Source organism: Arthrobacter sp. 10L430 (genome assembly GCF_056395245.1).
In genome coordinates, this window is the sequence record NZ_JBFTJD010000018.1 from 72,316 (window position 1) to 98,009 (window position 25,694).

A 25,694-nucleotide genomic window follows, 5' to 3' on the forward strand; every position below is an offset into this window, starting at 1 on the left:
GACGTCTACTCCTTTTTTCTTTTTCTCGTGCGCTTGGGGAGCGCTCGTTGTTTCAGCTGCGTGTGTATCCAGCCAACGATGAGGGGTACTAGGCCTGCTAGGACGCCGATGATAAAGGTGATGTTGCTTTGGCGTTCCTGCATGCCGAGCAGGATTGTGGATCCATGGGCACGGAAGGAATTGCTTCCGTGCTGTACCCAGGTCAAATCGTCGTCGTCACCATTAGGTTCTGGCGCGGTGATTTCAAGTTTTTCGTCAGATTGAAGGTCGCGGTAGTCGACTGTTAGCTGTGATAGATCCGAGTCGAACAATTCTTTTCCGTCAAAAACTTCTTTCGTGGGTGTCCAGTCAGGTGCCCTGAAGCCCGTGCCAACGTCTGGAAGGGCGAACGCGGTACGGGATGACCCTGCTGATGTCCATCCGTTGGTCGCAGCCACGGTGAAGGCGGTGGATAGGATGCTGTTTTGCTCACGAACCAGAGTTCCAGAGAGCACTTGAGCTTGAGTAAGAGGGAACTTAGGAGGATCCTGCAGATTCTTAGCATCCGTACAGTTGGGTGCGACGTCGTCACCATGGAAATCAACTTCGAGGCTGCAGTCCCCGATTTTAGGGACGAACTCTTGCTCGGGACGTCGGAAGTTGTCCCCCGTGAGCGCAACACTGAAGCCGACGCTGTCTTCCTCGTAACCTGGCTCGACGATCAGACTGATGTAAACGGAGTTGAACTGCCCGCTTCCCGTAGTCCCGTCCGCAAAACTAACTAACGCTTGGATCGGCACGTGCGGCTTATCCGTGAATATCAGGATTGACTGGTCAGCAGCGGATGGGGCGGCCGGCGAGGCTGTCGTTTGATGGAACCACGCAGCTAGCCACAGGAATCCGTACAGAAGCAGTAGTGCGCAAAGGGTGTCAGGAACCCACCAGGGAATCGCCCAGAAAGCGGCCAATTTCGACTTTCGGACCGCTTCTCGACGGCGCGCCTTTTTGAAAATGCGCCCTCTCCTAACGGCAGGGTGCCGCCGTCGCTTCATCTATCGCCCCTCATCGTGCCAGCGCTTGTTGGTGTCGTGCAGTTTTTCTTCGACGCTGGTGAGTTTGAGCGCGACGGGGATCCCGGGGCGGCCGCCGACTTTGAAGAGGAACTTGCCCAGGCCTGGGCGTACACGTTTGCGGGATCCGCCGACGTCGGTCCATGACCCGGGGTCAGCCCATGAGATGAGGCGGGCTTGTTCGGCCCGGGAGAGGGTGACGGCTTTGTTGAGTTTTTCCATTTCGGCTCCGGGGAGCGCGCCGCAGACGACCATGCCGGAGCGTTCGACGAATCCGCGGGCTTTCATCCGTTCGGATTCGGTGGGCAGGGCTTCGAGGTCGCTCATGGTGTGCGTGATCATGGCTTGCCCGACGCCTTCGGTCCGGTTCAGGCGGGTGAGTGAGTCGACCCGGTCGACCATGCCTTCGCCGGAGCGCAGGGCCCGCCACAGTTCGTCCATGACGACGAAGTAGTTCCGGCGCGGCTCCAGGCCGGCGTCTGCCAGGGTGTGGGCGACCTGGACGGTAGCGAACCCGGTTGACCAGCAGGCCAGCAGGCAGGCCGCTTGAATGTCCCGCTGTGTGTCGGAGATCCCTGAGAGGTCGAAGACTACGGGCTTGGTCAGGTCCATCGGCTGGTCGGTGGGCTGGGAGAACATGTCCGAGAAGCGGCCTGAGCCGTCGAGGGAGTACAGCGACTGGCGCAGCTGGTCGGTCGCGTCGAGGTAGCGGCTCATGTCGCCACGGTCGAGGGCGATCGCGCGCAGTTCGTCGGGGGCGTCTTTGATGACCTCGATCAGGTCCCCGATGAGGGGCACGCGGTCCAGGCGCTCGTCCAGGATGTGCAGTGCCCGGTCAATCAGGGATTCCTCGTGGGCGCTGGGCTTGGCGTTCCGCACGATGGTGATCAGCGCCGTGATCATGTTCAGGCGCCGGTTGTGCGAGTCGGCCATCAGCTGTTCGGCCAGCTTCTCCGCCTTCACCGCTGCAGCGAGCAGCTGCGCGGCCGCGGTCTGGTCGCCATCTGGATCGTTCAGGGTCCGGTTCGCCTTGGCCCGGTGTTCCTCGGCCGAGGCGAGCAGCCTGACGGCGGCTCCGGTGGCTTCGCCGGGGTCCAGGACGTTCAAGTGGCCGCGGCCGGGACCCAGGCTGATGACCTGCCCGCCGAGGGCTTCGATCAGGTCAACGTAGTCCGGCTTCAGGTCGCCGAGGATCAACGGGTTGATGCTCCGGCCTGCCAGGCCCAGGACGATGTGCCGGACCAGGGTGGACTTGCCGTAGTGCGGCAGGCCGAGGACGAACATGGAGGGGTTGTTGATCATGCCGTGCATGAACCAGCTGATCGGATCGGCCCCGAAGGGCGCTCCGGTGTCGGTGTGAACGCCGATCGGGACACCCAGGATCGGCGTGCCGGACCCGCCCACGAACGGCCAGAGTCCGCAGACCTGGACCGAGGTTCCGCGCCATTCGTCTGCTGCCGTGACGTAGACAGCTTCGCCCTGTCCGCGGCCACGCCAGCCCCGCAGGCCCGGGCGGCGCGTGACCGCGGCCGCGAGCTTCGCGGCAGGGGCCGGTGTGCGCTGGTGCTTGGTCTTGCTGCCGAACATCACATGGCCTCGCGGATCTCTTCGGGAACCTTCAAGTGCTTGGGCAGGACCAGACCCAGTGGCAGGGATGCGGCGAAGGCAGAATCCTGTGAGCCGTAAGCGCGGCGCAGCAGCAGTCGTGCCGACGGGCCGAGGTTTCCCTCCACCACGGCCACAGCGTCCTCAAGGTCCCGTGCGGACAGCACCGTGGCCGTGACAACCATGCCGAAGTTGACCAGCCCGGCACCCTTGGCTTCCTCCGCTGCGGTGGCCTGCGCCGCACGGGCATCGACCAGGGCGCGGGCTGTGGGCCGGTTGGTCGAGGAGGCCCGGGTCAGGGCGCTGGTCTGGTCCGACTCGACGATGGCAGCCGCGCGGCCGGCTTCGATCGGCCGGTACAGCAAGGTGACGCGCTTGCGGTCGATCTCCCCGTGCGGTGCGACCAGGCGGCCCAGTGCCGATGCCAGAATGTGGCCGCGGGGTGCGCCGGTCATCGTCCAGGACACCGAGTGCCCGGAATCGTGGCGGTAGCCGTCCCAGTTTGATTGATGGGCGGACGGTCCGACATCGCCCCAGTCCAGGTCAACGGGTGTGCCCTGGTAGTGGGCTTCGTCGATGAGCCGGGCCGCTGCAGGGTCGTAAGCGACCCGAACGACCTCACACAGTTCCTGGGCGTTCAACGGTGCGCATGCCCCAGCGCCGGTGGATTCCAGACGCTCGGTCAGGCTGGGAAGCCGTGAGGCGAGATCCCTTGCGATCTCCTCGGCGGTGCGTCGTTTGCCGCCTGCCCGGGCAGCGGCGCTGAACGTCAGCGCGACCCAGGCACGGATCGTGGCCGACCCCTGCGGGTAGGTATTCAAGGCCTCCCGGAGCATGGCCTTGGCGATGGCAGGAGCGTCGTCGTGGATGTTCGATTCAACTTCCCGGCGCAGCCGTGCCCCGGAATCGGGTGCGGTTTCGACCGTGACGGATGCAGCCACGACAGCAGGTTCATTCGACAATGAGGCCAGCCAGCCGCCCCAGTTAGCCACCCAGGCATCAATCTGCTCGGGATCAACCAGGGACGCACCGTCGGGCTGGGTGCCGAAGACAACGCTGTAATGCGCGGTGGACGGAAGGTGGATCAGCGCGAACGGGCGGCCATAGGAGTCCGTGAACTCGTAAAGCTTGGAGCCGGCAGAGATCCCAGGCAGCTGGAACTCACCCCAAGGCGTCAGCCCCAGCGGACCGGAGCGGTAGATGTTGGCGCGTCTGCGCCGCGCGGAGCGGAACGCCAGCCGGGCGAAGATCCGCTCCCCTACAGACTTGTTGTGCTTGTCGGTCACCGAGACGACGGCCAGCGCCACCCCAAGGATGAGCAGGGCAATGAGCCCGGCGAACCAGCCGCCGACGAAGAGACAGATCACCGTGATGATGAGGCCAACAAACAAGCCGGCTGTTGCCAGCCCGCCAAGGGTGCCGATGCCTGCCTTACGCGGACGCCGCCAGTTGCCGTAGGTCGGTTCCCTGTATGTGTTCTCGATTGCGGCCATGTCAGGCACCCCCCGTTGATTCTTCGCTCATGTTTTTGATGGCCCCGGAAGCGGCTTGGCCTGCTTCTGCGCCCTTTTGTGCGGCCAGTACGGCGACACCGCCCGCGCCCGCGGCCGCGGCGCCACCGCCGGCGGCTGCTCCGCTGCCTGCAGCAGCACTGCCGGTGCCGGTGGATGGTGCCGCGCCAGTGGCTCCGGTGCTCCGGGTACCGGTTTTGCCTGCTGTGCCGGACGTTCCTGCTGTACCCTGGCTGCCAGTGCCCGAGGGACCCTGGGATCCAGGGCTTTGGGTCGAGGTGCTGCTGGTTGTCGTCGAGCTGGTGGATGATCCGCCGCCGCGTCCGGCGCTGCCCATGCTGATTGCGCCGGAAGCCAGTGCGCCGACCGTCCCTGCTGCGAGAGCGCCACCGCCGCCAGCGACAGCACCGACCATCGGGGTGACGAACCGCATGAGGGCTGGCATGGCGAACAAGGCAATGATCATCAGAGCCAGTCCGGTGACCGTTGCCAGGAGCGCGGAGCCGAAGTCCTTGCCGTCACCAACGTTTCCGAAGATCTTGCTGCCGCTGAGCTGGAAGGCCGTCGCGTAGATAATGGCGGCCGCGGGCTTGTAGAGGATGAAAGCGATCAGCCAGGCTGTGCACTTCTGGAACCAACCCCTGCCTGCCTCGGTGTTGCTGAAAGCTGCAGCCGTAGGGAAGATCCCTGTCAGGATGACGAGCAGGCCCCCACGGATGATCATGAGCACGATCTGCATTACGGAGGCCAGAATCGCAATCAGCCCCAGGAGAATGATCATGATCGACCCGATCGGGCTGGTGGCCGAAAGCGCCAATAGGGCCGTGATGTTTTCGTTGAACGAGGTCCCGTTCGTGGAATTAGTGATGATCCAGGCCGAGAACTGATCCGCAGCGACTGTCAGCAGTCCCACTGCTGCCACACCGGCACCGGAGACGACGATTAGGGTCGCCAGCGAACGCACCAGATCCCGCAAAGGCGCACCCCTACGTTCAATCGTCATCTTGGCTGCACCCACGAGGACAGACATCACCGCCAGGGAAGCCGTAAAAAAGTAGAGACTGTTCTGCAGGAACAACACCGGGTCACTCGCGGCAGACCCTCCCGGGGCTGCGGTCAGAGCGGGAGTTCCCACGTTCACCCAAAATGTCCCGAGTGTTTGGACTGTTTGTCCAACGGCATCGGCAATAGCCTTCGCCATGTTCTTGACGGCATCATTGGCGACATCTTCGATGGCCGCCCCTGCCTGGCAAAAGGGATTTATTGCATTCAAGCCGGAGCAGTCAGCCATTAGACACCGGCCCACTCAACGTAACCACTGAGGTCACTGAGCTGTCGCGCCCCAGTGTCCCCTGTAGCCGGCACAACGAACTTCCAGTCGCCCTCGTACCACTGGAGCGGAACCGGAATGGAGACGAAAGTTCCGTTTGCACCCTTGAATGCGAGATCAATGACGGCTCGGTCAGCCTCGTAAGAACGGAACGTGAAGCCGGCCAATTGGGCGGTCACGGAGTTTGGGGCGGCTGTTGGGGATGACTTCAGCACCGCATCTCGCTCCGGGCTGGGTACAGCCAACTGCTGATAAACGAGGTCCGCTTTTCCAGCTGAGGACAACGCAGTCATGTTTGCCGCTGCATACAACGCACCGGTCGGTGAGTGCGCGAAACAGGAACGGAGGCCGTTGGCTTCGGTCTTGCCGGGGCCGAACTGACTGGGCGATGTTGGTGCGGCGATCTTCCCAACCAATTCCCATTTGGTGTCGGCGGGTGTAGTGGCCGGCTTGGCCTGGTCGCCGGATGGCAGGCCGCACACGCTGGCCGCCGACGTCGCCGTAGGTTGGCCGCTGCTCGTGCTCGTGCTGGTGGAGCTCGGTTCAGGGGACGCCGTTCCGCCGCCTTTGGGAACCAGGGCCAGGATTACCCCGAGCGCGACAATGATCGCCACGACAACGGCCGAGATGATGAACTTAGGTTTGGTCAGCGGATTCTGGTCTTCGTTCACTGTCGGTTCAGTCATGGCTGAAGCTCCTTAGACCAGGGCGCCTACGACGCCGCCGGCGGAGGCTGCCAGGATGCACCCGCCGAGGACCCATGCCAGACGGCCGGCATGCTCGCCGCCCTCGCCACGTCGGTTATTGACCATCATCGTTCCGGCTGTGATCAGGATGCCCGCCACGGCCAGGCCGAAGACGATCCATGCGAGCCACTTGAGCATCGTCAGTACGCCTTCAGAGCCGGGAGGTGCCTCACCTGTGCCCGGGTTCGGTATCTCTGTGATGGCAAAGCTTGACCATTCCAAGGCCTTGGAGAACAACATGAGTTTCTACTTTCTATTTGGCCGGGAGTCCGGCGGTGGCAGTTACTGCGATCTGCACCTGCTCGAGGGTGGTGCGGGCTTCTTTGGGAAGTTCCTCGGTCCCGATGTCATGGCCGTAGCGCCATGCGTCCACCCAGGGGAAATGCCACATGTGGGGCACTCCCCCGCCGACGACGCGGGCGAAGTCGCGGATCTCTTTGGGGAGCCGCCCGGGAGCGTCAGCCATGACCACGAGGCCGGCGACCTGGATCCCGGGAAGTGACCTTGATGCCCATTCAGTTGCCGCCAGCCGTGCTGCACGAAGGCCCGGGATATTGGACCGGGCAACCAGGACGATCACGGATCCGGCTGCCGTCAAAGGCCACTGATGATCGGCTGCCTTGGAGCTCTTGTCGAGGCGTGCAAGCGACGTTTCGCCCGCGCCGCCGTGGACGCCAAGCCACCAAAAATTCGGTTGCCTCCCCGCAACGTTCCTTCGGGGAAGCCGGTCCGCCTGGTCCGGCTGCGGAACACTCAGCTGCGGCCTTGTCGCCCCCGTAGGGATGAAAGGCGGCTCTTCCGGGACGGCGGGAACGGGTTCGTCGATAGTTTCTGCGCCGAGCGTCACCCAGCGATTCTTTGAGACCGGCATTTCACTTCCCCTACTAATGTCCGCAAAGATCGTATCGGTACCATCCGACACGAAAGGCCAAAAGTGACCGCGAACAACAGCTTTAGTACCTTTCAGTCACTTCTAGTACATCACAGTACCAATTTGTGGTCTACGATGGCTCTATGCGGTGGGACGGACTGAGCGTGGACCCCAAGTACCTGGAAGCACTCTTCGCCAAGTACCCGGAGCGTCTTACGCCTCAGGACCTCGAAGAGATCTTCGGGTTGTCCCGAAACACCGTCTACCGCTGGCTCCAAACCGGAGTGATTCCTGCTTACCAAGTCGAGAAGACATGGTTGATCGCCAGAGATCAAGTCAAGGACTGGGTCTGGGAGAACCGGAACACGCTCAGGAAGGGCCAGACACCAGAAGTGAACGACGAGGACCAGCCCTAGGGCAAAGCAGCCGAGCAGATGTGAGGGGGACACGTGCAATCACGAACGAGCGCGCCTGCGCTGGTCGCCGGCGCCGTCCTTGCGCCCGTCGGCTTGGTACTGTCCATCATCCTGTTCGGCGGCGGCTCTCAGGCCGCTGCCGATGTCTGCTCACCGACCGGGTCCAGCGTCAGTGTTGACGCAAGCCAGCTGCCCAAGGTCGCTGTCGCCGGCTATGAGGGCGAGCAGCTGAAGAATGCGGCCGTGATCATCAACGCAGGCAAAGCCCTTGGCCTGTCGGCCAGGGGGCAGACGATCGGTGTCATGACGGCCATGGGCGAATCCGGGCTCCGGGTCCTGGACTACGGCGACGGCCCGGGCCCTGACTCCCGGGGACTGTTCCAGCAGCGCGACAACGGCGCGTGGGGGACCTACCCGGACCGGATGAACCCAACGACTTCAGCGACGAACTTCTTTACCGCCCTGCAGAAGGTCAGCGGGTGGGAACAGCTCGAACCCACCACGGCCGCGCACAGGGTCCAGCGCAACGCCGACCCGTTCCACTACCAGTCCTACTGGGCGGCCGCCGTCGAGGTCGTCGCCGCCCTGGCCGACGTTCAGATCACCGATGCCGGCGGGGAAAGCTCCTGCGGGATCCCCGGCCAATCCGGTAAAGACGATGACCTTCCGTGGAGCACGGCCAAGATCTACGAGCCATCCCCGCTGGGCATGTACAACCGCGAATGCGTCGACTTCGCCCTTTGGCGTGTCAACCAGCAGCTTGGCAGCACCACCACCCCCTACAAGGTCCTGAACGGCACCTTCCGGCCTGACGGTGCCGTTCTCGGCTCTGCCCTTACCTGGAAAGACGGCTGGGACGCCAAGGGCTGGCCCACCGGTGGAACGCCACGGGTTGGCGCGGTCGTCTGGTACTCCCCCGGCACCGGGGGCGCCGACGGCACCTACGGTCACGTCGCCGTCGTCAAAGCCGTCAACAGAGACGGAAGCTTCCTGGAAGAGGGCTACAACGGCAACCCCGCCCCGAACGACCACACGTACTACACCCGCACCGTAGAGAACAGCACTCCCAGCGCCTTTCTCTACCTGCCCGGCAGCGACTCACCGGAGGAACCATGAAACGCGCCCTGACAGCCCTCGCGGCCCTGCTCGTGTGCACGGCCTGCGCGCCGGTATCCAGCTCAACATCCGCCGAACCATCGCCCAGTGCTTCCGCCGCCAGCCCGGCCACGCTCAGCGCTGGCGGTAAGCCCCAAGCTCCCGGCGGCACAGCACCGCCCACCCTGGGCATCCTCTGGGACGAGGCAAGCAAAACAGCCGCGTTGGAAACCGCGACCAACGCCATGACGCTGTATGCCCGTCCCACGGTCACGGACAAGCAATGGATCCAGGAGCTCGGGCAGCTGCTGACCGCCCAAGCAACCGCTGATTACCAATACGTTGACCCGTCCAACATCCCGGTCAGCAGGATGACCGGAACGGGCCAGCTCAGGATCGATGAGAACAACGGTTTCGGCTGCCAGGTCGTCTTTCCCACCGATGCCGGCGACTACAAGGTGCAACTGCTCCGCAGCGCAGCCGACAAGCCCTGGCAGGTCAACCGTTTCACGCCCCCGAACGGCACAAAGTAAGGACAGATGATGGAAACTCAAGCGCTCGACTTCCCCAAGATCAACGCCGTTCTGCGGACCAACGGAACCGGCGAAGTCACCATCAACGGGACCTCCCACGCGATCGAGGCCGCCGACGAAGCCGCCGTCCTCAGCGATGCATTACGAATCATCACTGAAACCGCTGCTCAGCTCGGCCGACCCGTCCGCGTCAGCACCACTGACCCCGACGGGCAGGGCCTCATCATCGTCTCCCCCGAGGGTGTGGTCAGCGAGGCCTCTCCGATCAAGCCCACCCCGAAGCGGGAGCAGGAACCTCTGCCCGTTACGGCAGCCCCTTTGCTGGAGACGGCCAAGGCCACGACCACGGCCGCGCCTGCACCTACGCCTGTTTCGGTCCCTGCTTCGTCTCCGTCCGAGGAGGCGCCGGCACAAGCTGCCGCCGCTGCTCCGGTGACATTCAGTGCAGCCGTTACAGCCGCGCCCGCCGAGGGGCCCGCACCGGCTGCCACAGCAGCCGCTGTGGAGCCTGCCACGCGGCGCAGCCTCAAAGACACTTCGTTCCTCATCAGCGCGCCCGTGCTCCAGCCGGCTACGCGCGGCTGGCGCGGCGTTCTCAGCCGCTTGGGCTTCCGCATGGACCCATCAGCCGAGGAACTGGCCGAACGGGAAGATATTCGGACAGTGAGCCAGCACTGGCCCGGCCCCCGCACCGTAGCTGTCGTCAACCGCAAGGGCGGAGCGAACAAGACCCCCACCGTCGTGATGCTCAGCGCGATCCTGGCCCGCTACAGCGGCGCGGCGACCGTGGCCTGGGACAACAACGAATCACAGGGCACGCTCGGCTGGCGCACCGAAAAGGGCGGCCATAACAACAGCGTCCTGGATCTCATCGACTCATCAAAGGCGCTGCTCTCCCCCAGCGCCCAAGCAGCCGAGATCGCCCAGTTCGTCCACCACCAGACCTCGGACAAGTTCGACGTCCTGCGCTCAGACGAAAACGAGGAAGGCGACCACGAAGTGACCGCAGAGGAGGTGGACATCGCCCACCAGGTACTCACCCGCTACTACCGGCTCATCGTCATGGACTCCGGAAACACCGCCCGTGCCGCAAATTGGCGGCGAATGATCCACCACACCAACCAGCTCGTGGTCCCCGTGACAGCCATCGAAGACCGCGCCGAAGCCGCCCGGCTGACCCTCCAAACCCTCGAATCCCGCGGCGGCCACGACGCCGAACTGGCCCGCAACGCCGTCGTCATCGTGTCCGAGTCCACCGACGCCAAACGCAGCATGAGCGGCGACGCGCTCAAACGCGCCAAGGACGAGGCCAGGCGGATCGCTGACGGCTTCGCCCCCCATGTACGAGCCGTGGTCCGCATCCCCTACGACCCCGCCCTGGTCAACGGCCCCATCCGCTACGACGCCCTCCAACCCGCCACCCAACGCGCGTGGCTCGCCGCAGCCGCCGCCGTCGCAAAAGGTTTCTAAGAAAGTGCGACACGCCGAAAGGTTGCGGTACCGGTACCGACGCCTATGGATGGGCAAGGATGAGAGCATGAGTCAGCCATATGCAACCCCGAAGCTCGACGGCCAACGCGTCGCTCTGCGCGGCCGCGTATTGCCCGACCAACATGCTCGCGCCAGTACGGAAGCAGCCCGCCACGGACTGTCGCTGAGCGAGTACCTAGGTGCGCTCATCGACCGCGACAGCGGCCTTCCCAACAAGATCGACAACCCCCAGGAGGCGCTGATCCCCCGGGCCTCTTAAACACTGAAGGCCCGCAATAAGCGGGCCCTCAGATTAAGTTATTCAAGCTCTCCACCGCGTCTCCGGCAAGTTTCCCGGTGAAGGGCTCCTACTTCCACACCCTCTAGGAGGGTCCTTCCGTTATGCCCATAAGTGTACACGCGCATGCCCTGACGTCCACGAGACACCCCGGAGCCGTCGTCTCCAGCAAACCCTCAGGACGGCTCAGAAGGGTCAATAGGTCCCGTGAAACGACCGCTGCCGTAGTTTTGGCTGCGGTTCCAGAAGGCATGGTTCGGGCCGCCCACGGCCGACAGACTATGGCCGCTCTTCTTACCCACGAGAAGTTTGCCCAGTGCAACCGCAATGGTCGTGCCACCATTGCCGGCGTACTTCGTGCTCTCATTGCACGCGCCGACTACGACTCAATGACCACACGCCCCGGTTGGGAAGCCCTCATAGAGGCCACGGGTACATCCAGGACGACTGTGGCTCGCGTACTGCGCCTCCTGGCAGCTTGGGGGCTGATCGGACGCGTAGCCACCGGCAGGCAGGCGAAATACGCTGCGGTGGGACCGGACGGGCGACGCATAAATGAAGCTGCTGTCTATGTTCTGTGCGCTCCATCGCCGCTGGCGCTTGTGCACAAAGTTGGCACCCCTCCCGCCCTAGGCGGTTCTCACCTTAATAAGAAAGAGTTAACCCATACACGCGCGCGAGAAAAATACTTCAACACCGACGTGGCTCCGCCACGACACATTCCGACAGGCGCCGCCAGCGGCGCCTCTACCCCCCAAGTGCCATGGCGTCCAGAATTGCTATGGCCAACTCACCGAACGACAAACCGCCATGTACAGCGTGTGGCCGCCTCGTCCGAGATCCGGTACCGGAGCTTTCCCCTGCGTTGCATGACGCCCAAGGACATCGCCAGCTCGTGCCGGGACTTCTTCCTGGCAGGTTGGACAGTCGCCGACATTATGCACGCCTTGGACTGGCGCCCCGACGGCACACTGTGGCCTCACAGCGGAGCACCCGACACGAAGGATGCCCGGCGGATGCGCGGCTGGCTGCGACACCGCCTCAATGCCTGGCGCACCGCAAGCGGCGAGCCATTACGTTCCCGCGATCAGCAGGCAGCGGCGCGCGCTGCCGCTCTCCGTCGTGAGCAGCATGCCGAGCGCCAGAGGATCCTGAAACGCCAAGCCACGCGCGCAGCCCAGTTGGACGCCAGCGACTCTCCAGCCAAGGTCACCGCTCTGGCCAAGATCCGTGCCATGTTCGACGCCGGCAAGCGCCAGCGTTCCGCTGGATGGACGGCGGGAACGAGCTGCGTGTCTGTGGCACCACGCGCTGACACCCAATGAGGACCGCTTTGAGATCTATCCTGCGGTCTCCAGGCGTACCGCGTCCCCGCGGCTCGCAGCGCACAACAGAAAAGAAGCGAAAATTGGCTAACTGTTTTTGCTTGTTCCACTTGTTCTACTTGTTTAACAAGCGAAGCAAGTAGCCTCTCCCCCACCAGGCGTAGAGCAGAAGGGTTTCCCCTCGTACGTGCTCTGCGGGCACATAATGGACGGCGGGAACGAGCTGCGTGTCTGTGGCACCACGCGCTGACACCCAATGAGGACCGCTTTGAGATCTATCCTGCGGTCTCCACCGGCCCACAGTGAGGACAGCGCAATGGCATTGTTCTCATGGTATGAAGGGCCTGTCCCCCATCCCTTTCGTACCGTGGCCGTCGTTCCACGCGTACGGCGTCCCCCCGCGGCTCGCATAGCACAAAAGAAAACCAGCGAGAGAAGCAAAAATTGCTTAACTGGCTTTGCTTGTTTCACTTGCTCCACCTGTTTCACAAGCGAAGCAAGTAGCCTCCCCCACCACGCCTAGAAAGCAGGGGGGTTTCCCTTGGTTTACCAGTTTCACTTCAATCACAAGTGAAAAAAGTAAAGACACAGTACTCAGCTTCACAAGTGAAACAAGTTCTGCTGATTACGCTGTAAACACTTGTGAGAAGGAAGGGCTCAATGAAACACGACCTAGACCGTGGCACGCTCAGCAGAGTTATTGCGGTAATCAACGGCAAAGGCGGGGTCTTCAAGACCAGCCTCGTAGCCAACGTCGGAGGGCTCCTCGCGGAGGCTGGCTCACGTGTACTCCTTGTGGATCTCGATCCCCAGGGCAATCTTGCAGAGGACCTAGGCTACTCCGACCAAGGAGACGGCGGCCGGAGCTTGGCGGCCGCTCTCTGCTTCGGCGCCGAGCCGTCCCTGCTAACAGGTGTTCGACCCAACTTGGATGTCATCGCTGGCGGTGCCGAGCTCGATGACGCAGCCGCATTTCTTGGAGCCAAGGCCCAGAAAGACCGAGATGCCGCACACCTAGCCCTTGCGAAGATGCTCGCAACCGTGGCGGGGGAGTACGACCTCGTTCTACTGGATTGCCCGCCGGGTAATGAGCCTTTGCAGGCGGCAGCCGTCGCTGCTGCACGGTACGCACTGGTACCGCTGAAGACAGACATGTCCAGCCGCAAAGGCGTCGCTGCGGTCGCAGCACGGATGGATAGCGTCGTCGGACTTAACCCAGCACTGGATCTCCTGGGTGTTGTCCTGGTCGGAACGGGAACCAACTCAAAACAGGTCCACAAAGTCACCCGCGATCACCTCATTGCCGACTTCGGAACAGACGAAGTGCTGTTCCCAATGACGATCCGTCACGCAGAAGCAACTGCCCAAGCCTGCAGGGAACGGGGGCTACTGGCGCACGAACTCGAACGGGAACTCAGCAAAGCTCCCAAATGGTGGGAGGTTCTTCGCGGTGAAGCCAAAGCCACGAATGCAGGACCAAAATCAGCATCCAGCGTCGCTGAAGACTTGCATGCAGTCGCCATGGAAGTAACGCGACGCGTCGCCGCTACAGAATCCCAGGAGGTTAGCGCATGAGCACCGCGCAAAACTCTAGCCGGCCCGCACTCGGGCTGCCGCCACGGCCCACCGCAGCACCCCCAACTACGGATGCACCGTTGGCCCGGATGCTCCCCGGCCGCCGCCAAGAGGTGCCGGCGAAGACTGAAGAACCCAAGGATGCCCAGAGTTCGCCCATGACAGTGAGCATCCCCACCGCCCTTCGCAATCGTGCCAAAGCCGCATACAAGGCGACCAGCTACGCCGAAGGAGATAACACTTGGGCGCATTTCATAGCTAAAGCGATAGAAGCAGAAACCTGCCGACGCGAAGCTGAACACAACCAGGGCGAGATGTATCCGGAATGGGGAGAGAAACTTCCCGGCGGCCGACGCCTTAAAGAGAGCTGACACGGGGATCCTTATTGCCGCTCCCGGAAAGGAAACCCGCGCGAGGGGGATTGCGTTTTACTTGCTTTACTTGTTTCACAAGTAGAGCAAGTAAAACAAGAAGAAAGCCCAGTCTGAAGGGATAGGCGGGGTTTCAGAGCATCCAAAGGGTTAGGTCAGAAACGGCCGACTGCGGACCACTCCAGCGTGCCCGGTCATACAGGCATTTAGTCCCCAGCTCCTTCAAACCATGGCCAAGGCCAAGGGTAGTGCTCAAAAAATACCTGCCACGCCCCGCAGAGAATGGCCCCGGCTCCAAACGCGGCAAAGAGATTTCCGCCAGGTTTGGCCCACCGCCGCCAGTTTCGCTTACTCACACCCATAGCGTCGGTGTCAGAAAGTAGTAGAAGCGTCGCGCCGATAGCAACCAACGTGGAGCCAACCGCGTTGGCTGCGACGTCACCAGCCTTCCAGACGAGGAACGCGTCCACTGCCAGAATCAAAAACGCAGCGATTGAGAGGAAGAGGATCTTGCGTCGCGAATGTTGGACTCTTGCCGGAGGCTGAGCCAGATTCGGCGTGGATGCGGGGGTAGCTGCTTGTGAAGTTTTTTGTCGGCCGGAACCAATGGCTACGGAGATGGCTGATACAGCGATAACGGCAAGAAGCAGTTGAATGCCGCGGCCCTTTGTGTTTTTCATCGCTGTCCCCAATTCATCGTAAGAGACAAAGCACATGTCTCTGGCCCTGTCCGTGGTGAAGGGTCCCCAAAAGACTAGTAGGCAATTCGCGGCCTAGTTCAACTCGCAAACCAAGACTGGCCGCGCAATCAAGAACGACTGTTTCTGACCATGAGTTTGGTAGCTTCACCTTTGGCCAAGCCATTTGCAGCAGCAGGCGGCTCTCCTTCGCAATGTTGCGGGCAGGGTAGGAGCGGGCTGCTAACGTGGGGTCGCTCCATGTCGTCAGCGCGCCCGGAAGGTAATTCTTATGGCAATTGATCTCGTCGAGTGTTCCAACTGCGAGACCGACGAGCACGTTAAGCTCGTCGAACGGCTGACGGGAACACAGAAGAAGCTCAAGTGTTCAACCTGCGGACACGAGTGGCTCCGCGGCGAGCCTGCCCGGCAGAAGGTTCAACTGCCGACTCTGGAAGAGATCAAAAAAAGGTTCCCCAAGCCAGGGGACGTCGATCCCGGGAGGCTCGCACGTGCCAACGAACTCAAAGCTGAGTTTCTCAGACGCGAGCCCGAGCCTGTACCCAGCATCGCCCCCTATTGGGCGAAATACCAGCAAGTGTTCAGCAGTAATGGTCTGGCAAAAGCGGACCCACGGGATCTCAAGGACTTCGCCAACTCGAACATCGGCGCGAACCCAGGGAACATGTCCGTCTTCAATGAAGCGTGGAATGACATGGGGAACGATGCCGGCGCGGCGCAGGTCCGCAAAGCAGTCGAATATCTGCTTCGTGGCACATCGCCCGTCGACCTGGAGGACCGCCTCACGGCCCTGATTAATGACACCACGTCCCTCGGCATGAAGGGCTTTAAGGAGTCGCTCCTCACGAAGGTTCTGTGCATTGTCTACCCAGACAGGTTTCTAACCATCCTCATGTACACCGGCGCGGCCGGAAAACGGGAGATTGCACGCTCTCTCTGGGGTCTCGAACTGCCGGACCCTGCGCGCGTTGACTGGACTATTGGACGGCTCATCCTCTGGAGCAATGATTTACTGCTGGCACTTCTCGGAGAGGGCTTCCGGCACCAGCAGCACGCCGCCGAATTCCTGTGGTGGGCCAAGGACAAGGCCTAGACGGAACGTCTCAGGGCCGATGCCGGGCTGTAGCCGGGCTGTAACTAATGGTCCCGTCGTTGCCGCTTCTGAGCAAGGCAGTCGCAGGATTGCACAGGGCCGCGCGCATCAGTAGGGTTGGGACCACTAAGGCCTTTGGAAGGGGCTGCGAGGAAATGGCCGGAGCCGGGACACCGGATCACTCGTCACCACACGAGAAACGCCACCCGAGCCCCGTCCAAAGGCCTTAGTTATGTTCCGGAACGATCCGAGCGCCCAGTTCACCTTGAACCCAGTAACGAGCGCCCGGGCAAGTCCTCCACCAAGTCGACCCGGTCACCAGTGGAATGGCGTGGTTCGGGAAAATCTTCATACCTTCGCCTAAGTGGTTTCCACGGGGATCTGTGCTGACCAGCTTTAGTACTCGGGAGTAGTAGCGTCCGTCGCCACTAACCAGCGCAGCCGTCAAGAACCCGGAAAATATATCGGCGGCTTGGAGTCCATCGAGCTTCGCGGAATCGAACCACTTAAAAGGCCAGAGAAGGTTACCGAAAGGTGTTCGGGGATTACTGCCAAGTGCAGCTGCGTGAAGCTCCGTCATCGTGTCGTCGTGGTCGACACCTCCCACGACGCCAAGCGAAACCTTGGCAAGGCGCGGACCACCAGGCCAGGCTGCGGCAGCGCGGGCAATGCGCTCCATGAGGTACAGCGTCATCAAGTGGTATGACCGCGCTTGTTCGTTGCGCATGTGAGCCCCCAATCCCACCGAAGGCTTGTGCAGCAGAACGTTGACCAACCTTATGTTGGGGATCGAGGTCAGAAGATGGAGTGCGGTGAAACGCCTGGCTTCTTGCTTTGCCTTGAAGTGATCGACCCAGTGCAGCTTGTTGCCCGCTGGGATTTTGTAGACGGACCTCAGACCAGCTACCGCCGCCCGCATGTGATCCACATGTTCTTGCTCGACCAGGAGCGCGGTCATGGTGAACCAATCTGACTCTCGGTTGTCCTTGAAATTCCTGTCGCCGTACTCATCAACGAATACGTGGACCTTGGGCAAGACCTTGTTTTGACTGGGTGTCTGATACAAGACCGGAGCGGGGGCAGGAGCTGGTACGGACACGGGAGCGGGTGCTGTCGTTTCCCAGTTGCCCCAGCCAGGATGGGGTGGGGCGGGTGTTGCCGTTCCCCAGCTACCCCAAGCGGAAGGAATTGGGACGGGTGTTGGCGTTTCCCAGGTGGAGGGAACTGTGGTGGCCGTTGGCTCGCCCCAGCTAGGAGGTGCGGGCGTTGTCGCCTTCCAAGCAGAAGGGGCGGACCAGTCAATTTCTCCATCTGATTGATGCACGCGTCTTATTCTAAGTTCGGGCGCGCACTCGCACCGGACGTCGGGCACGCATCACTCGGCAGTGCCCCCTACCGTCATTGAAGTAGGGGTCCCTCAGGGGGTGGTGGTTTTCGTGTGGGGTGGCTATGACGCAGCTCGGAGACTAGATCCCGACAGGTCAATAACGACCGTTTCTGACCTACCTTCGGCACGCCTCCGAAAAAACTCGAAAAAACACTCATATCGTTGGTCTGTGACTGTTGGCGGTAAATGGCGGTCTTTTTGCGGCGCTAAATGTCGCCTTGCTAGTCGGCAAGCGCTCGTGACCGCCTGTAGAACGTCGCTCGGGACATACCGAGATCCCGGGCAACCTGCGCTGTGGGCTCGCCACCTTTGACTAGGCGAACAGCGCTTCTGATCTGACTATCAGTGACCCGGCGGGGTCGGCCGCCAAGGTCTTTGCCAGCTTCTCTTCGCTTGATTATGGAATCCGTGACGCGTTCGCGCTTGATCTCGTGTTCCATCTGCGCAAGGGCGGCCATGATCGTGAACAACATAGAGCCCATCGGTGTTGCTGTGTCGACGTCGCCTCCGCCCAGGTTCAGGACGCGCAGGCCGGCACGCCTAGTGCGGAGTTCGTCGGCGAAGGCAAGCATGTTTTGGGTGGATCGCCCGAGCCGGTCCAAAGTCGTGATGACCAGGGTGTCACCCTCCATGAGCGCGTCGAGTGCTCGATCGAACTGTGGTCGCGACGCACGCGCTCCGGAGACACCCTGGTCGACGTAAAGGTCGTCGCGTCGAACGCCGGCGGCCAGTAGATCCGCCCGCTGCCGGTCCGTGGACTGCTGCCGCGTCGAAACCCGTGCGTAGCCAATAAGTTTCGGCATGCCTGCCTCCGATGTGTCTCATAACTAATGATTGGTACGCCGATTCAAGCAGAAGGTTTCGAGACATAGTTATAAGAATCGCCGGACGCAGAGAAAGTCGCGAGATTTCACAGGAATTAGGATCCTGCCGAATAGAGCCAGTGAGACGTCTCGTATCCCAAGGGTTTCGAGACAAGCTGGAAGGGCAACGTTTAGGGCACCGTCACCGTGCATGTCATCGTTCGGGGTACACGTACACATCAAGGGCCGACCACGGAGCAGAGGGATGCATCCATGCCTGGCTGAACGCTCGACGACCGGCTATCGGGCGGCACTTCACCAAGTTCAATGAGGCAATTCGGCAACAGCATTAGGCGCTCTGATGCCGCTTCTCACTAAAACTTACTGGTAGCTTCAATAGGATTCATACGCTTTGGAAGGTTGGAAATGTTCGGCCGATTCAAGAAAAGAAGTTCCAACATTATCGTTGTCACGCTAAATGCCCGGCTGCAGCCCCTGGACCGGGCCGCATTAGAAGATGCCTTCGAGGCCGCGATGAAACAGCGCGGACAAGAAGTTCGCGTGGTCGGCGGGGGAACCCAAATGGCGGCGAACGGTGAAATCAGTGAGTGCGATATCGAGATTGAGTTTGACGGACCCTCAGATACGAGGGTCGAGGCCATTTCCGAAACCCTCACCTCAATGCTTGCGCCCAAGGGCTCAACACTGCACGTGCTAGACCTAGATCGTCGGATACCTTTTGGGGCGCACGAAGGACTAGCCCTCTACCTCAACGGCACCGACCTTGCCGATGAGGTGTATCGGGACTGCGACTCCAATTACGTCTATGCAGAGTGCAGCCGGTTGTTGGAGGGACTCGGCATCGTAAGCAGCCATTGGCAAGGACCCCATGAAACAGCGCTGTACATGTATGGATGGGACTTCAAAGCAATGCAGGAGAGGTTGACTCCATTCCTGCAAGAGTATCCGCTGTGTCAGCAATGTCGGGTACTCCAGATCGCATAATCCGACGCTGATGCGGCCAAGCGAATATACGATCCTTGCGCTACGTCGGAGAGATGCCTCGGGAAGTCTGAGACGATGCTGCCATGACAATCAGCGGTGCGCATGCAACGGCATTTTTCGAGGAAGTTGTCCGCGAACAGCAAGTCTGGACAATTCGGGATGCTCACGGCTTTCCAGCCCCGCTTGGAAACAATGGACTTCGAAGCATGCCCTTCTGGTCCTTGAGCTCACGAGCGGAGCGCATCGTAACGAATGTCCAGGACTATGCAGGCTTCGAGAAAGTCCTGATCCCTCTTAGTGAGTGGCATTCAAAGTGGCTGCCCGGCCTGGAACGAGATGGGCTACGCGTGGGGCTCAACTGGTCCGGCAATCGCGCAACTGGGTACGACGTGGAGCCGCGCTGGAGGATCCCTCACTGGGACAGTCAATCAGCTTTGTTGTTGCGTTTAGAGAGCCGCTGCCGACATTTGCGGTTGGGTAATAATCAGACAGTGATGCAACTAGAGTTTTGGCCGGACTATGGGCCAGGTCCACTGTGGGAGCAAGGAAAACCTGCTGATCTGCGATCTCTGGGGCTGCCGTATGAGCTCGCCGAGCAGCTCATCTCTTGGAACTCTCGATTCGAGGAGGACAAGGTTCCGCTCGAAGGCCCGGGTGACGTCGGCTGGGTCGCAGAAGGGGTACATCTTCTGCGCCAGGTTCGCCTTGCCCTGGGAGCTGGGTACAACGTCGTGGTCACTGAGCCCTGGTGGGGAGAGACTCCAAGTTGAGTTTGAGACTACGGAGGAAACGTGTCTCAAGCCGTGCGGTTACGCTCCACACCCTCTGCTCCCGGTACAGACTGTCCGATGAGCGATCGACTTACGGACACATAGAGGCCTGCTCATGAATGCGGGCCGAAACCCAATTCCCATTTACAGGCACCCTCGTGTGGTTCATATTCGAGGTATGCGAGTGGCCGGAATTCTCCCCTCAGACGCTCCTGACCCGCGGGCCGGATGGGCCGAGCGCCTGAAGCTGATGCCCATTCCGGTGATGGGGCTCGCGCCTCAACCATCGTTGGAGGACACCGACAGCGTTGGTGTGACCTATGGCCAAGATGATCGTGGGTACAACGAGATGACGGCGAGCATCACCTATACGCTCTGGCGAAACCCGGATGACCGCTCAGACCCGGTAAACCTCGCGGACCTCAACGAGAAGACACGCAGATCGATCGAGGAAGTTCCGCCATGGCCGCGGCCCCCTTGGCTGATCGAGTACGTGGAGCGCCTGCGTTACCCGCAACTTGAGGATGCCGTGCGAACCACCTGGCACCGCGATCCATCCGAGCGTTCTTCGGTTCGAAGCCTGTTGGTTGACCATGTCAACCACATCCTCATGAACCAATATCGGCAAGAGCTCTGGCCGGGCAGCAACCCGTGGGACCAGCACGCCCCCACAGTTACCGGCCGGATGGTCAACAGCCAAGCCAGGACCGTCATCAACGGAGTCGATATGCCCGGTGCAGAGGTCGATACGGACCCGTTCGTCTACGGTATCGGAGCCCAACTGGCAGGCGGCGGCGTGGTGACCGCGGTGCTTCCCCGCACTGAGCTCAAGCACATCCAAGTCCAATTCACGCCCCGGACCTAACGCTTCCATTCCAAACACAGCAACACCAAGCTTGACGTCGCCCCCTAGGGGAACCTCGTCCGTAAGCCGATGGTTAGGTGCTTGTATCCGGAGCGTCTTGGGATGAGCGCCTCTCCAGTTCGTTGCATTCACGCCTCGCAGCGACAGCTAGCGGCGTCATTATGGCGACTATGGGCAAGGCCCATATGACCATAGAGGGCCAGAAGCCAAGCCAGCCCCGTGTGAGCGATGACCCGATCATTGCGGCCCAGAAGAGCCAGAAGCCGGTCCATAAAAGCCGTTTCAACTTCGGCGTACGAGTCCCCTCGTCATTGCTCATGGCGCACCTTAGCGGTTCCGATTCTTAAAAACGATCCCCTTCATGACGTGGAGTCATCCTTCCTGCCCGCCTTCGGTAGCCACTACTTCCCGGAGGCATGGTGCTCATTCCAATACTCGCTGCGCTGTCTCCGAAGAGATTTAACGAGCACTAAAATTCCGAAGACTAAGGCGATCGCCGCAACCCCGAGGAAGATCCAAGTCCAAATTTCCGATCCCCGAAAGATGACGTTCGCCCACAATGCGACCAGACCGATCACCATACCGATAAGCGCTGCTCGGGTTTCCCTCTTGTTCATACCGGAGTGTAACCACGAGGATGCCGCGGGCAATAGAAGCCGAGGTTTTACTGCCGAAGCACCCATAGGGCCTGCACCGTAAGCCGGTGGCCCAAAGGGCGCAGATGTGCCCGATTGTGGATCCCCTTACGGACACCTGAACCGACTTCCAAGTCGGACTCGATGAGTCTCATAACCTCGGTGCCTCGAATTCTTACAGATTCAAGGCAGCTGGCACAGTGGTGCGACAAAGAGCGATCACAAAACGCCGCCTTTTAGCGGCAAACTCCACAGAAAAAAGTCGAAAAGTCTTTCTATCGTTGGTCAAAACTGGTTTTCGAAATGAAAGCTGGTCAAAACCTACACTGGAGGCTTTTTGACGTGTCCGGCAACGTAATTGGGTATGCGAGGGTGAGCACCCGCGGGCAGTCACTAAATTCGCAAGTGGACGCACTCGTCGCTGCAGGAGCCGTGCGGGTGTTTCAGGAGTACGCCTCCGGCGCCACCCAAGCAAGGACACGATGGAAGGAATGCCTGGACTACCTGCAGTCAGGGAATGTTCTGACAGTTACTGATCTGACCAGGCTGGGACGCAGTACTGCTGATTTGGCTGACATCGTGACGGTACTAGGACAGCGGGGGATAGGGTTTCGTTCGCTCGCTGAACCGTGGCTCGACACCACCAGCGCACACGGAAAGCTAATCTTCGACATGTTCGCTTCGCTTGCCGAGTACGAACGGTCACGGTTGTCCGAGCGGACGAAAGCAGGCTTGGCGGCGGCGAAAGCCCGCGGCCGGCTCGGCGGTCGCCCTCGTACTATGACTCCGTCCAAAACAGAGGCCGCCCAGCAGCTGCGCAACCAGGGAAAGACTTTGAAGGAGACAGCCCAGATCCTCAGTGTCAGCGTTTCCTCACTAACTCGGGCTCTAAGCCGGACTGACCTCGTCCCAGAAGCCGTATCCGAAGCCACATAGCGCGCCTCTACTTTTGGATCAGCTTTCGGGGCAGCCAGATTACGCGGATCGGTCAGGATCTGTGTCAGTTTCCGAAGTCGACTGCACTGTTTGTCCAAAGCGATCTGTACAGCCCGCCCGTTGGGGGTGGTCGGCTAAGCTGCGAACGTGTCAGATCAGATTTGGGTGCCGATTGCTATTGCCCTCTTCGGCAACACCGTGGCGGTGTTGATCGTGGTGTTGACCAATCGTGCGGCTGTGCAGCGGGAGGAAGCTCGTATGGCGCACGAGTTGAAGCGCTGGACGCACGAGAATGCTTGGAAAGTCGGCGAGGTTCAGCGGGCCTATTACGTCTCGTTCTACAGCGAACTAAGGAAGGCAGCACTAGCCATCCACGATGCCGGGTACGAGATTGGTCCGCCTCTCGACGAGTTTGCTTGGCAGCTCCCGGCGTACGACTCACTGGAGAATCTCCGCGTGTTCGCGAGCCCTGGTACCTTCAAACAGGCTGAGGCTGCCTATAACGCGCTGTATCGGTGGGGCGCCGCCGATCGCACAGACTACGAGAGCGATGAAGAGATTGAGTTCAACACTCGTCTTGATGACTACCTGACTGCGGTACGGGCTGACATCGGCATTGTTGAGACAGACTCCGGGAATATAGCCGACCGCTAAACGGGACAACGCCTAGGCGAGCCTTGATACCTTGGCGTTTCGTGCAGGGGACTTTGGACACCAGATGTCCATACCCGAAATGCACAGCTCCCGTACTTTTTTGATCCTTATGGTCGTTTTTTGAGAGCTTCTTCGTAAAACGCGAGTCGCGTGGCGGCATGAGCCATGTTCCGCTGTTCCTTGATGTAGGAGTACGCGATCCAGCAGCCGGCAACGAGGACTACTAGGCCGATGGAAAGAGGCGGGGCAAGGGGGCCCGCCCAGGGTGCTGTTGCTTGGCCTATCAGGGGGAAGGCCACCAGGATAACCCCGATATATAAGGCGGTAAAAGCGCCAAGGCTCCCACCGCTAAGGTGAGGTGTTCGGTTGCGGAGGCCGCGCAAGTCTTCAAACTGTTTGTCCTCACTCAAAGTGAGGAAGGCGGCGATTTCAGGACGTGTTACTTCCGGGAAGCTTCGCGACCGCAGCCCGCGGCGGGTGAAAGAGTGCATGGGAGAGAGCATATGAGCTGGGGCAGACTTTCTAATCAAAGTCATCCGGACGGTAGCCTTCGCAATATCGAGTTGCTAGCGCCAACAGCTCACGGTGGTCCTCGGAGAGGTCGAAAAGGTCGATCTCCTTGATGGCCGTAATGAGGTCCGACTCCGTGCCGTAAAGTTCAACAAGGAAATCCCATGCGAGTGTAGGTGTCCTCCGGACCGCACGTGATCCCATAGATTGCCCGAGGGTCTCGGACCTGGCTCCTCGCAGAAGGGCGAGGGTGAAGGCGCTCTCCCGCCTGTCGGTTAGGGGCAGCGGTTCACGTCCGATGCGCTTAGGCAGGTAGACGAGTTGCAGTAGTTGTACTTCATTCGAAAGGTTTGCGGTTGCGCACGCTCGGACTTCGTTTATGAGCGATTCCGTTAGGCTCCTGGCGAAGTCCTCACTTACGAGCGCATGTCCAGCATTCTCCCAATGCCCGATCAGGCTTAGTAGCTCGAACTTGGCGCTGAGCGTCCTCAGTTGCACCATGATCGCTTGAGCTGCCAGTTCTCGGTCTTCTTCCGACTCAAGCACCCGCAACAGTCTCAGGCAAACTCTTCCAACAACCATGCGGGTGCCAAGATCGAAGAACTGGCGGGGCCGTTCTGGTAGGTCGGGGTACAGGTTGAGTAGTGTGGCCGTGGCGGGTACCGCCGCACTTGGCTTGAAGTCGGTTTCAAAGTTTTCGAGCGCCGATATCACGCTTTCCTGCTCCGAGGCGGGAAGTCCCCTTATGTAAGTATCGAGGGCGTTAGCATCGTCGATCAGACCAAAGGCTACTTCCGCTCGTTCGAAGGCAGTCAGGTTAGTGGACCCGACTCGGTCCAAGTAGAGCGTCAGAATGTCCGGATGCGCGACGGCGCGTTTCCGCAGCCAGTCGCCAGCCCAGCCGGACCCGAAGCTGTTATTTCCGATGTGCTGCGCCGCGGCGGAAAATACGCGACGGATGAGCGCTTCAGCCACTTCACGGTCATCCCCTGAAAGCTCCAGAAATGATTCGATGTCCTTTTTCAGTGGAGAATCTGCTTCGTAGGAGTTGGATGATCGTGTCGAGGTAAGGGCGACTCGGATTTGGGCGATCTTTGCCATCAAGTCCGGTCTAAAGACTCGGAGGGCTTCTAGGGCCAGAATGTCGACTAGATCGACGCGCTCTTTTAGCGCAGCTACTGCTAGGTGGCATGACGAGGCGTACCGACGTACATCACGCATGTTCCGTACAAACGGGGTTATCACTTCAGAGAAGACGTCGGCCCACCTATCACCGTTGAACAGTTGGACGCCCCCGGTTTCATCAATCACCTCTTGAAGGGCGTCGGCAACCTGCTGGTGGAGGGTGGTGGCTGGAATGGCGGGAAGGTCGATGCTCGTTTGGACGATCTTTTCGAGGTAGTCACGCCCTGGCATCCCTGTTTGCGTCAAAGCTTCTTCCACCCGAAAGCGGTCATAGGCCAGCACATAGATCACGCGGGGGAAGCTGGCGGTCAGCCGCACAAGCTTGAACAGGTCCTGCACTTCCGTGCTCGTTAATCTGTCAATGTCGTCGATGAATACCAGGACCGGGCTCTCAAGTTGGCTCAGGGCAGCGCTAAGGACCTCTTTCTCTTTTAGAACGCTTCCCTTGGGGTTCGCTCGTAGCTGCTTTGTAGCTGCGGTCAGTTCCTTCCAGTGTTTGAAGGCTGGCCCGACAAAAGGAATCCAAGAAAACGGGACGAGGAGCGAGCTGTAGTTGTCGAGAGCTTCAACGATCTTGTCGAAACGCTTCTCGTTGCTGAGGCTCAGCTGTGCGGATAGTTCGCGAAAAAATATCTCAACAAGTTGGTTGGTGCCCGAGAACATCCAAGGGTTAAAGTCCACTACGACACGTTCGCTGTCTATTGCTTCCCTCAGCAGTGCAAGAAGCGAAGTTTTCCCAGAGCCCCAAGGCCCAGTAAGGGCGAGAACATGCCCCTGCTCCGCCGGCAGCACTCTCAAAAAGTCCCGCAGTTCTTCGGCTAGCCTGCGTCGACCCAAAAGGTCATCGCCATGGCTTCCAATGGGGTTGTCGCTACGCGGCATGTGCTACCTCTTCCATCATTAGCTGCGACAGGAATCGTCACTACTTCCGGCTACTTTTTGAAGTAGTCCAAATACG

At 60.5% G+C, this 25,694-nt stretch carries 25 protein-coding genes; 14 read left to right on the forward strand and 11 right to left on the reverse strand.

Features of this window, described 5'->3' with window-relative positions:
- Positions 1-5 precede the first annotated feature (5 nt).
- From AC1DDG_RS15460 to AC1DDG_RS15490, 7 genes are all read right to left on the reverse strand, one after another.
- Positions 6-779 (reverse strand): hypothetical protein, encoded by a 774-nt coding sequence (locus AC1DDG_RS15460; protein ID WP_476876740.1) that lies wholly within the window; start codon positions 777-779, stop codon positions 6-8.
- A 252-nt stretch (positions 780-1,031) separates the two neighbouring features.
- Positions 1,032-2,636 (reverse strand): ATP/GTP-binding protein, encoded by a 1,605-nt coding sequence (locus tag AC1DDG_RS15465; RefSeq protein WP_476876741.1) that lies wholly within the window; start codon positions 2,634-2,636, stop codon positions 1,032-1,034.
- Positions 2,636-4,147 (reverse strand): SCO6880 family protein, encoded by a 1,512-nt coding sequence (locus tag AC1DDG_RS15470; RefSeq protein WP_476876742.1) that lies wholly within the window; start codon positions 4,145-4,147, stop codon positions 2,636-2,638. Before AC1DDG_RS15470 ends, AC1DDG_RS15465 begins: the two co-directional genes overlap by 1 nt.
- A gap of 1 nt (position 4,148) precedes the next feature.
- Entirely contained in the window at positions 4,149-5,438 is a 1,290-nt protein-coding gene (locus AC1DDG_RS15475; protein ID WP_476876743.1) for a TrbL/VirB6 family protein, read from the reverse strand.
- 17 nt (positions 5,439-5,455) lie between these two features.
- Complete coding sequence (locus tag AC1DDG_RS15480) at positions 5,456-6,181, reverse strand: DUF8175 domain-containg protein (RefSeq protein ID WP_476876744.1); 726 nt, start codon at positions 6,179-6,181, stop codon at positions 5,456-5,458.
- Between the two features lie 12 nt (positions 6,182-6,193).
- On the reverse strand, positions 6,194-6,481 hold the full coding sequence (locus AC1DDG_RS15485) for a hypothetical protein (RefSeq protein WP_142059573.1): 288 nt from the start codon (positions 6,479-6,481) through the stop codon (positions 6,194-6,196).
- A gap of 13 nt (positions 6,482-6,494) precedes the next feature.
- A complete protein-coding gene (locus AC1DDG_RS15490) occupies positions 6,495-7,088 on the reverse strand; it encodes a DUF6668 family protein (protein WP_476876745.1) in 594 nt (197 codons plus the stop codon).
- A gap of 167 nt (positions 7,089-7,255) precedes the next feature.
- Here AC1DDG_RS15490 and AC1DDG_RS15495 point away from each other — a divergent pair, with 167 nt between their 5' ends.
- The 8 genes from AC1DDG_RS15495 (at position 7,256) to AC1DDG_RS15530 (ending at position 14,195) form a co-directional block, all read left to right on the forward strand.
- A complete protein-coding gene (locus tag AC1DDG_RS15495) occupies positions 7,256-7,528 on the forward strand; it encodes a helix-turn-helix domain-containing protein (protein ID WP_011689726.1) in 273 nt (90 codons plus the stop codon).
- Between the two features lie 33 nt (positions 7,529-7,561).
- Positions 7,562-8,644, forward strand: coding sequence for a CHAP domain-containing protein (locus AC1DDG_RS15500; RefSeq protein ID WP_476876746.1), 1,083 nt, complete (start codon positions 7,562-7,564; stop codon positions 8,642-8,644).
- The gene (locus AC1DDG_RS15505) at positions 8,641-9,156 is read left to right on the forward strand and encodes a hypothetical protein (RefSeq protein WP_476876747.1); all 516 of its coding nucleotides are present in this window, start codon (positions 8,641-8,643) and stop codon (positions 9,154-9,156) included. The genes AC1DDG_RS15500 and AC1DDG_RS15505 overlap by 4 nt, the downstream gene beginning before the upstream one ends.
- A gap of 6 nt (positions 9,157-9,162) precedes the next feature.
- Positions 9,163-10,626 (forward strand): MinD/ParA family ATP-binding protein, encoded by a 1,464-nt coding sequence (locus AC1DDG_RS15510; protein ID WP_476876748.1) that lies wholly within the window; start codon positions 9,163-9,165, stop codon positions 10,624-10,626.
- A gap of 67 nt (positions 10,627-10,693) precedes the next feature.
- Complete coding sequence (locus AC1DDG_RS15515) at positions 10,694-10,906, forward strand: hypothetical protein (protein ID WP_476876749.1); 213 nt, start codon at positions 10,694-10,696, stop codon at positions 10,904-10,906.
- Positions 10,907-11,793: 887 nt separating this feature from the next.
- On the forward strand, positions 11,794-12,249 hold the full coding sequence (locus tag AC1DDG_RS15520; RefSeq protein ID WP_476876750.1) for a hypothetical protein: 456 nt from the start codon (positions 11,794-11,796) through the stop codon (positions 12,247-12,249).
- A gap of 660 nt (positions 12,250-12,909) precedes the next feature.
- Positions 12,910-13,824, forward strand: coding sequence for a ParA family protein (locus tag AC1DDG_RS15525; protein ID WP_476876751.1), 915 nt, complete (start codon positions 12,910-12,912; stop codon positions 13,822-13,824).
- A 158-nt stretch (positions 13,825-13,982) separates the two neighbouring features.
- Positions 13,983-14,195 (forward strand): hypothetical protein, encoded by a 213-nt coding sequence (locus AC1DDG_RS15530; RefSeq protein WP_476876752.1) that lies wholly within the window; start codon positions 13,983-13,985, stop codon positions 14,193-14,195.
- A 206-nt stretch (positions 14,196-14,401) separates the two neighbouring features.
- On the opposite strand, the gene AC1DDG_RS15535 is transcribed toward AC1DDG_RS15530, so the two are convergent.
- Positions 14,402-14,875: a hypothetical protein gene (locus AC1DDG_RS15535; protein WP_476876753.1), complete on the reverse strand. Its 474-nt coding sequence runs from the start codon at positions 14,873-14,875 to the stop codon at positions 14,402-14,404.
- A 289-nt stretch (positions 14,876-15,164) separates the two neighbouring features.
- Here AC1DDG_RS15535 and AC1DDG_RS15540 point away from each other — a divergent pair, with 289 nt between their 5' ends.
- Positions 15,165-15,986, forward strand: a complete 822-nt coding sequence (locus AC1DDG_RS15540) for a zinc ribbon domain-containing protein (RefSeq protein WP_476876754.1) — start codon at positions 15,165-15,167, stop codon at positions 15,984-15,986.
- A gap of 226 nt (positions 15,987-16,212) precedes the next feature.
- Here AC1DDG_RS15540 and AC1DDG_RS15545 read toward each other — a convergent pair whose 3' ends face one another.
- Both AC1DDG_RS15545 and AC1DDG_RS15550 read right to left on the reverse strand, forming a co-directional pair.
- Positions 16,213-17,022, reverse strand: a complete 810-nt coding sequence (locus AC1DDG_RS15545) for a DUF3800 domain-containing protein (RefSeq protein WP_476876755.1) — start codon at positions 17,020-17,022, stop codon at positions 16,213-16,215.
- 572 nt (positions 17,023-17,594) lie between these two features.
- Complete coding sequence (locus tag AC1DDG_RS15550; RefSeq protein ID WP_377088587.1) at positions 17,595-18,176, reverse strand: recombinase family protein; 582 nt, start codon at positions 18,174-18,176, stop codon at positions 17,595-17,597.
- Positions 18,177-18,602: 426 nt separating this feature from the next.
- Here AC1DDG_RS15550 and AC1DDG_RS15555 point away from each other — a divergent pair, with 426 nt between their 5' ends.
- From AC1DDG_RS15555 to AC1DDG_RS15575, 5 genes are all read left to right on the forward strand, one after another.
- Positions 18,603-19,181 (forward strand): hypothetical protein, encoded by a 579-nt coding sequence (locus tag AC1DDG_RS15555; protein ID WP_056083906.1) that lies wholly within the window; start codon positions 18,603-18,605, stop codon positions 19,179-19,181.
- Positions 19,182-19,264: 83 nt separating this feature from the next.
- Positions 19,265-19,951 (forward strand): DUF2750 domain-containing protein, encoded by a 687-nt coding sequence (locus tag AC1DDG_RS15560; RefSeq protein ID WP_476876756.1) that lies wholly within the window; start codon positions 19,265-19,267, stop codon positions 19,949-19,951.
- A gap of 178 nt (positions 19,952-20,129) precedes the next feature.
- Positions 20,130-20,816, forward strand: coding sequence for a hypothetical protein (locus tag AC1DDG_RS15565; RefSeq protein ID WP_476876757.1), 687 nt, complete (start codon positions 20,130-20,132; stop codon positions 20,814-20,816).
- A gap of 977 nt (positions 20,817-21,793) precedes the next feature.
- Positions 21,794-22,387 (forward strand): recombinase family protein, encoded by a 594-nt coding sequence (locus tag AC1DDG_RS15570; RefSeq protein WP_476876762.1) that lies wholly within the window; start codon positions 21,794-21,796, stop codon positions 22,385-22,387.
- Between the two features lie 147 nt (positions 22,388-22,534).
- On the forward strand, positions 22,535-23,041 hold the full coding sequence (locus AC1DDG_RS15575; protein WP_476876758.1) for a hypothetical protein: 507 nt from the start codon (positions 22,535-22,537) through the stop codon (positions 23,039-23,041).
- Between the two features lie 522 nt (positions 23,042-23,563).
- Here the strand turns inward: AC1DDG_RS15575 and AC1DDG_RS15580 are convergent.
- On the reverse strand, positions 23,564-25,618 hold the full coding sequence (locus AC1DDG_RS15580; RefSeq protein ID WP_476876759.1) for a KAP family P-loop NTPase fold protein: 2,055 nt from the start codon (positions 25,616-25,618) through the stop codon (positions 23,564-23,566).
- Positions 25,619-25,694: the final 76 nt, after the last annotated feature.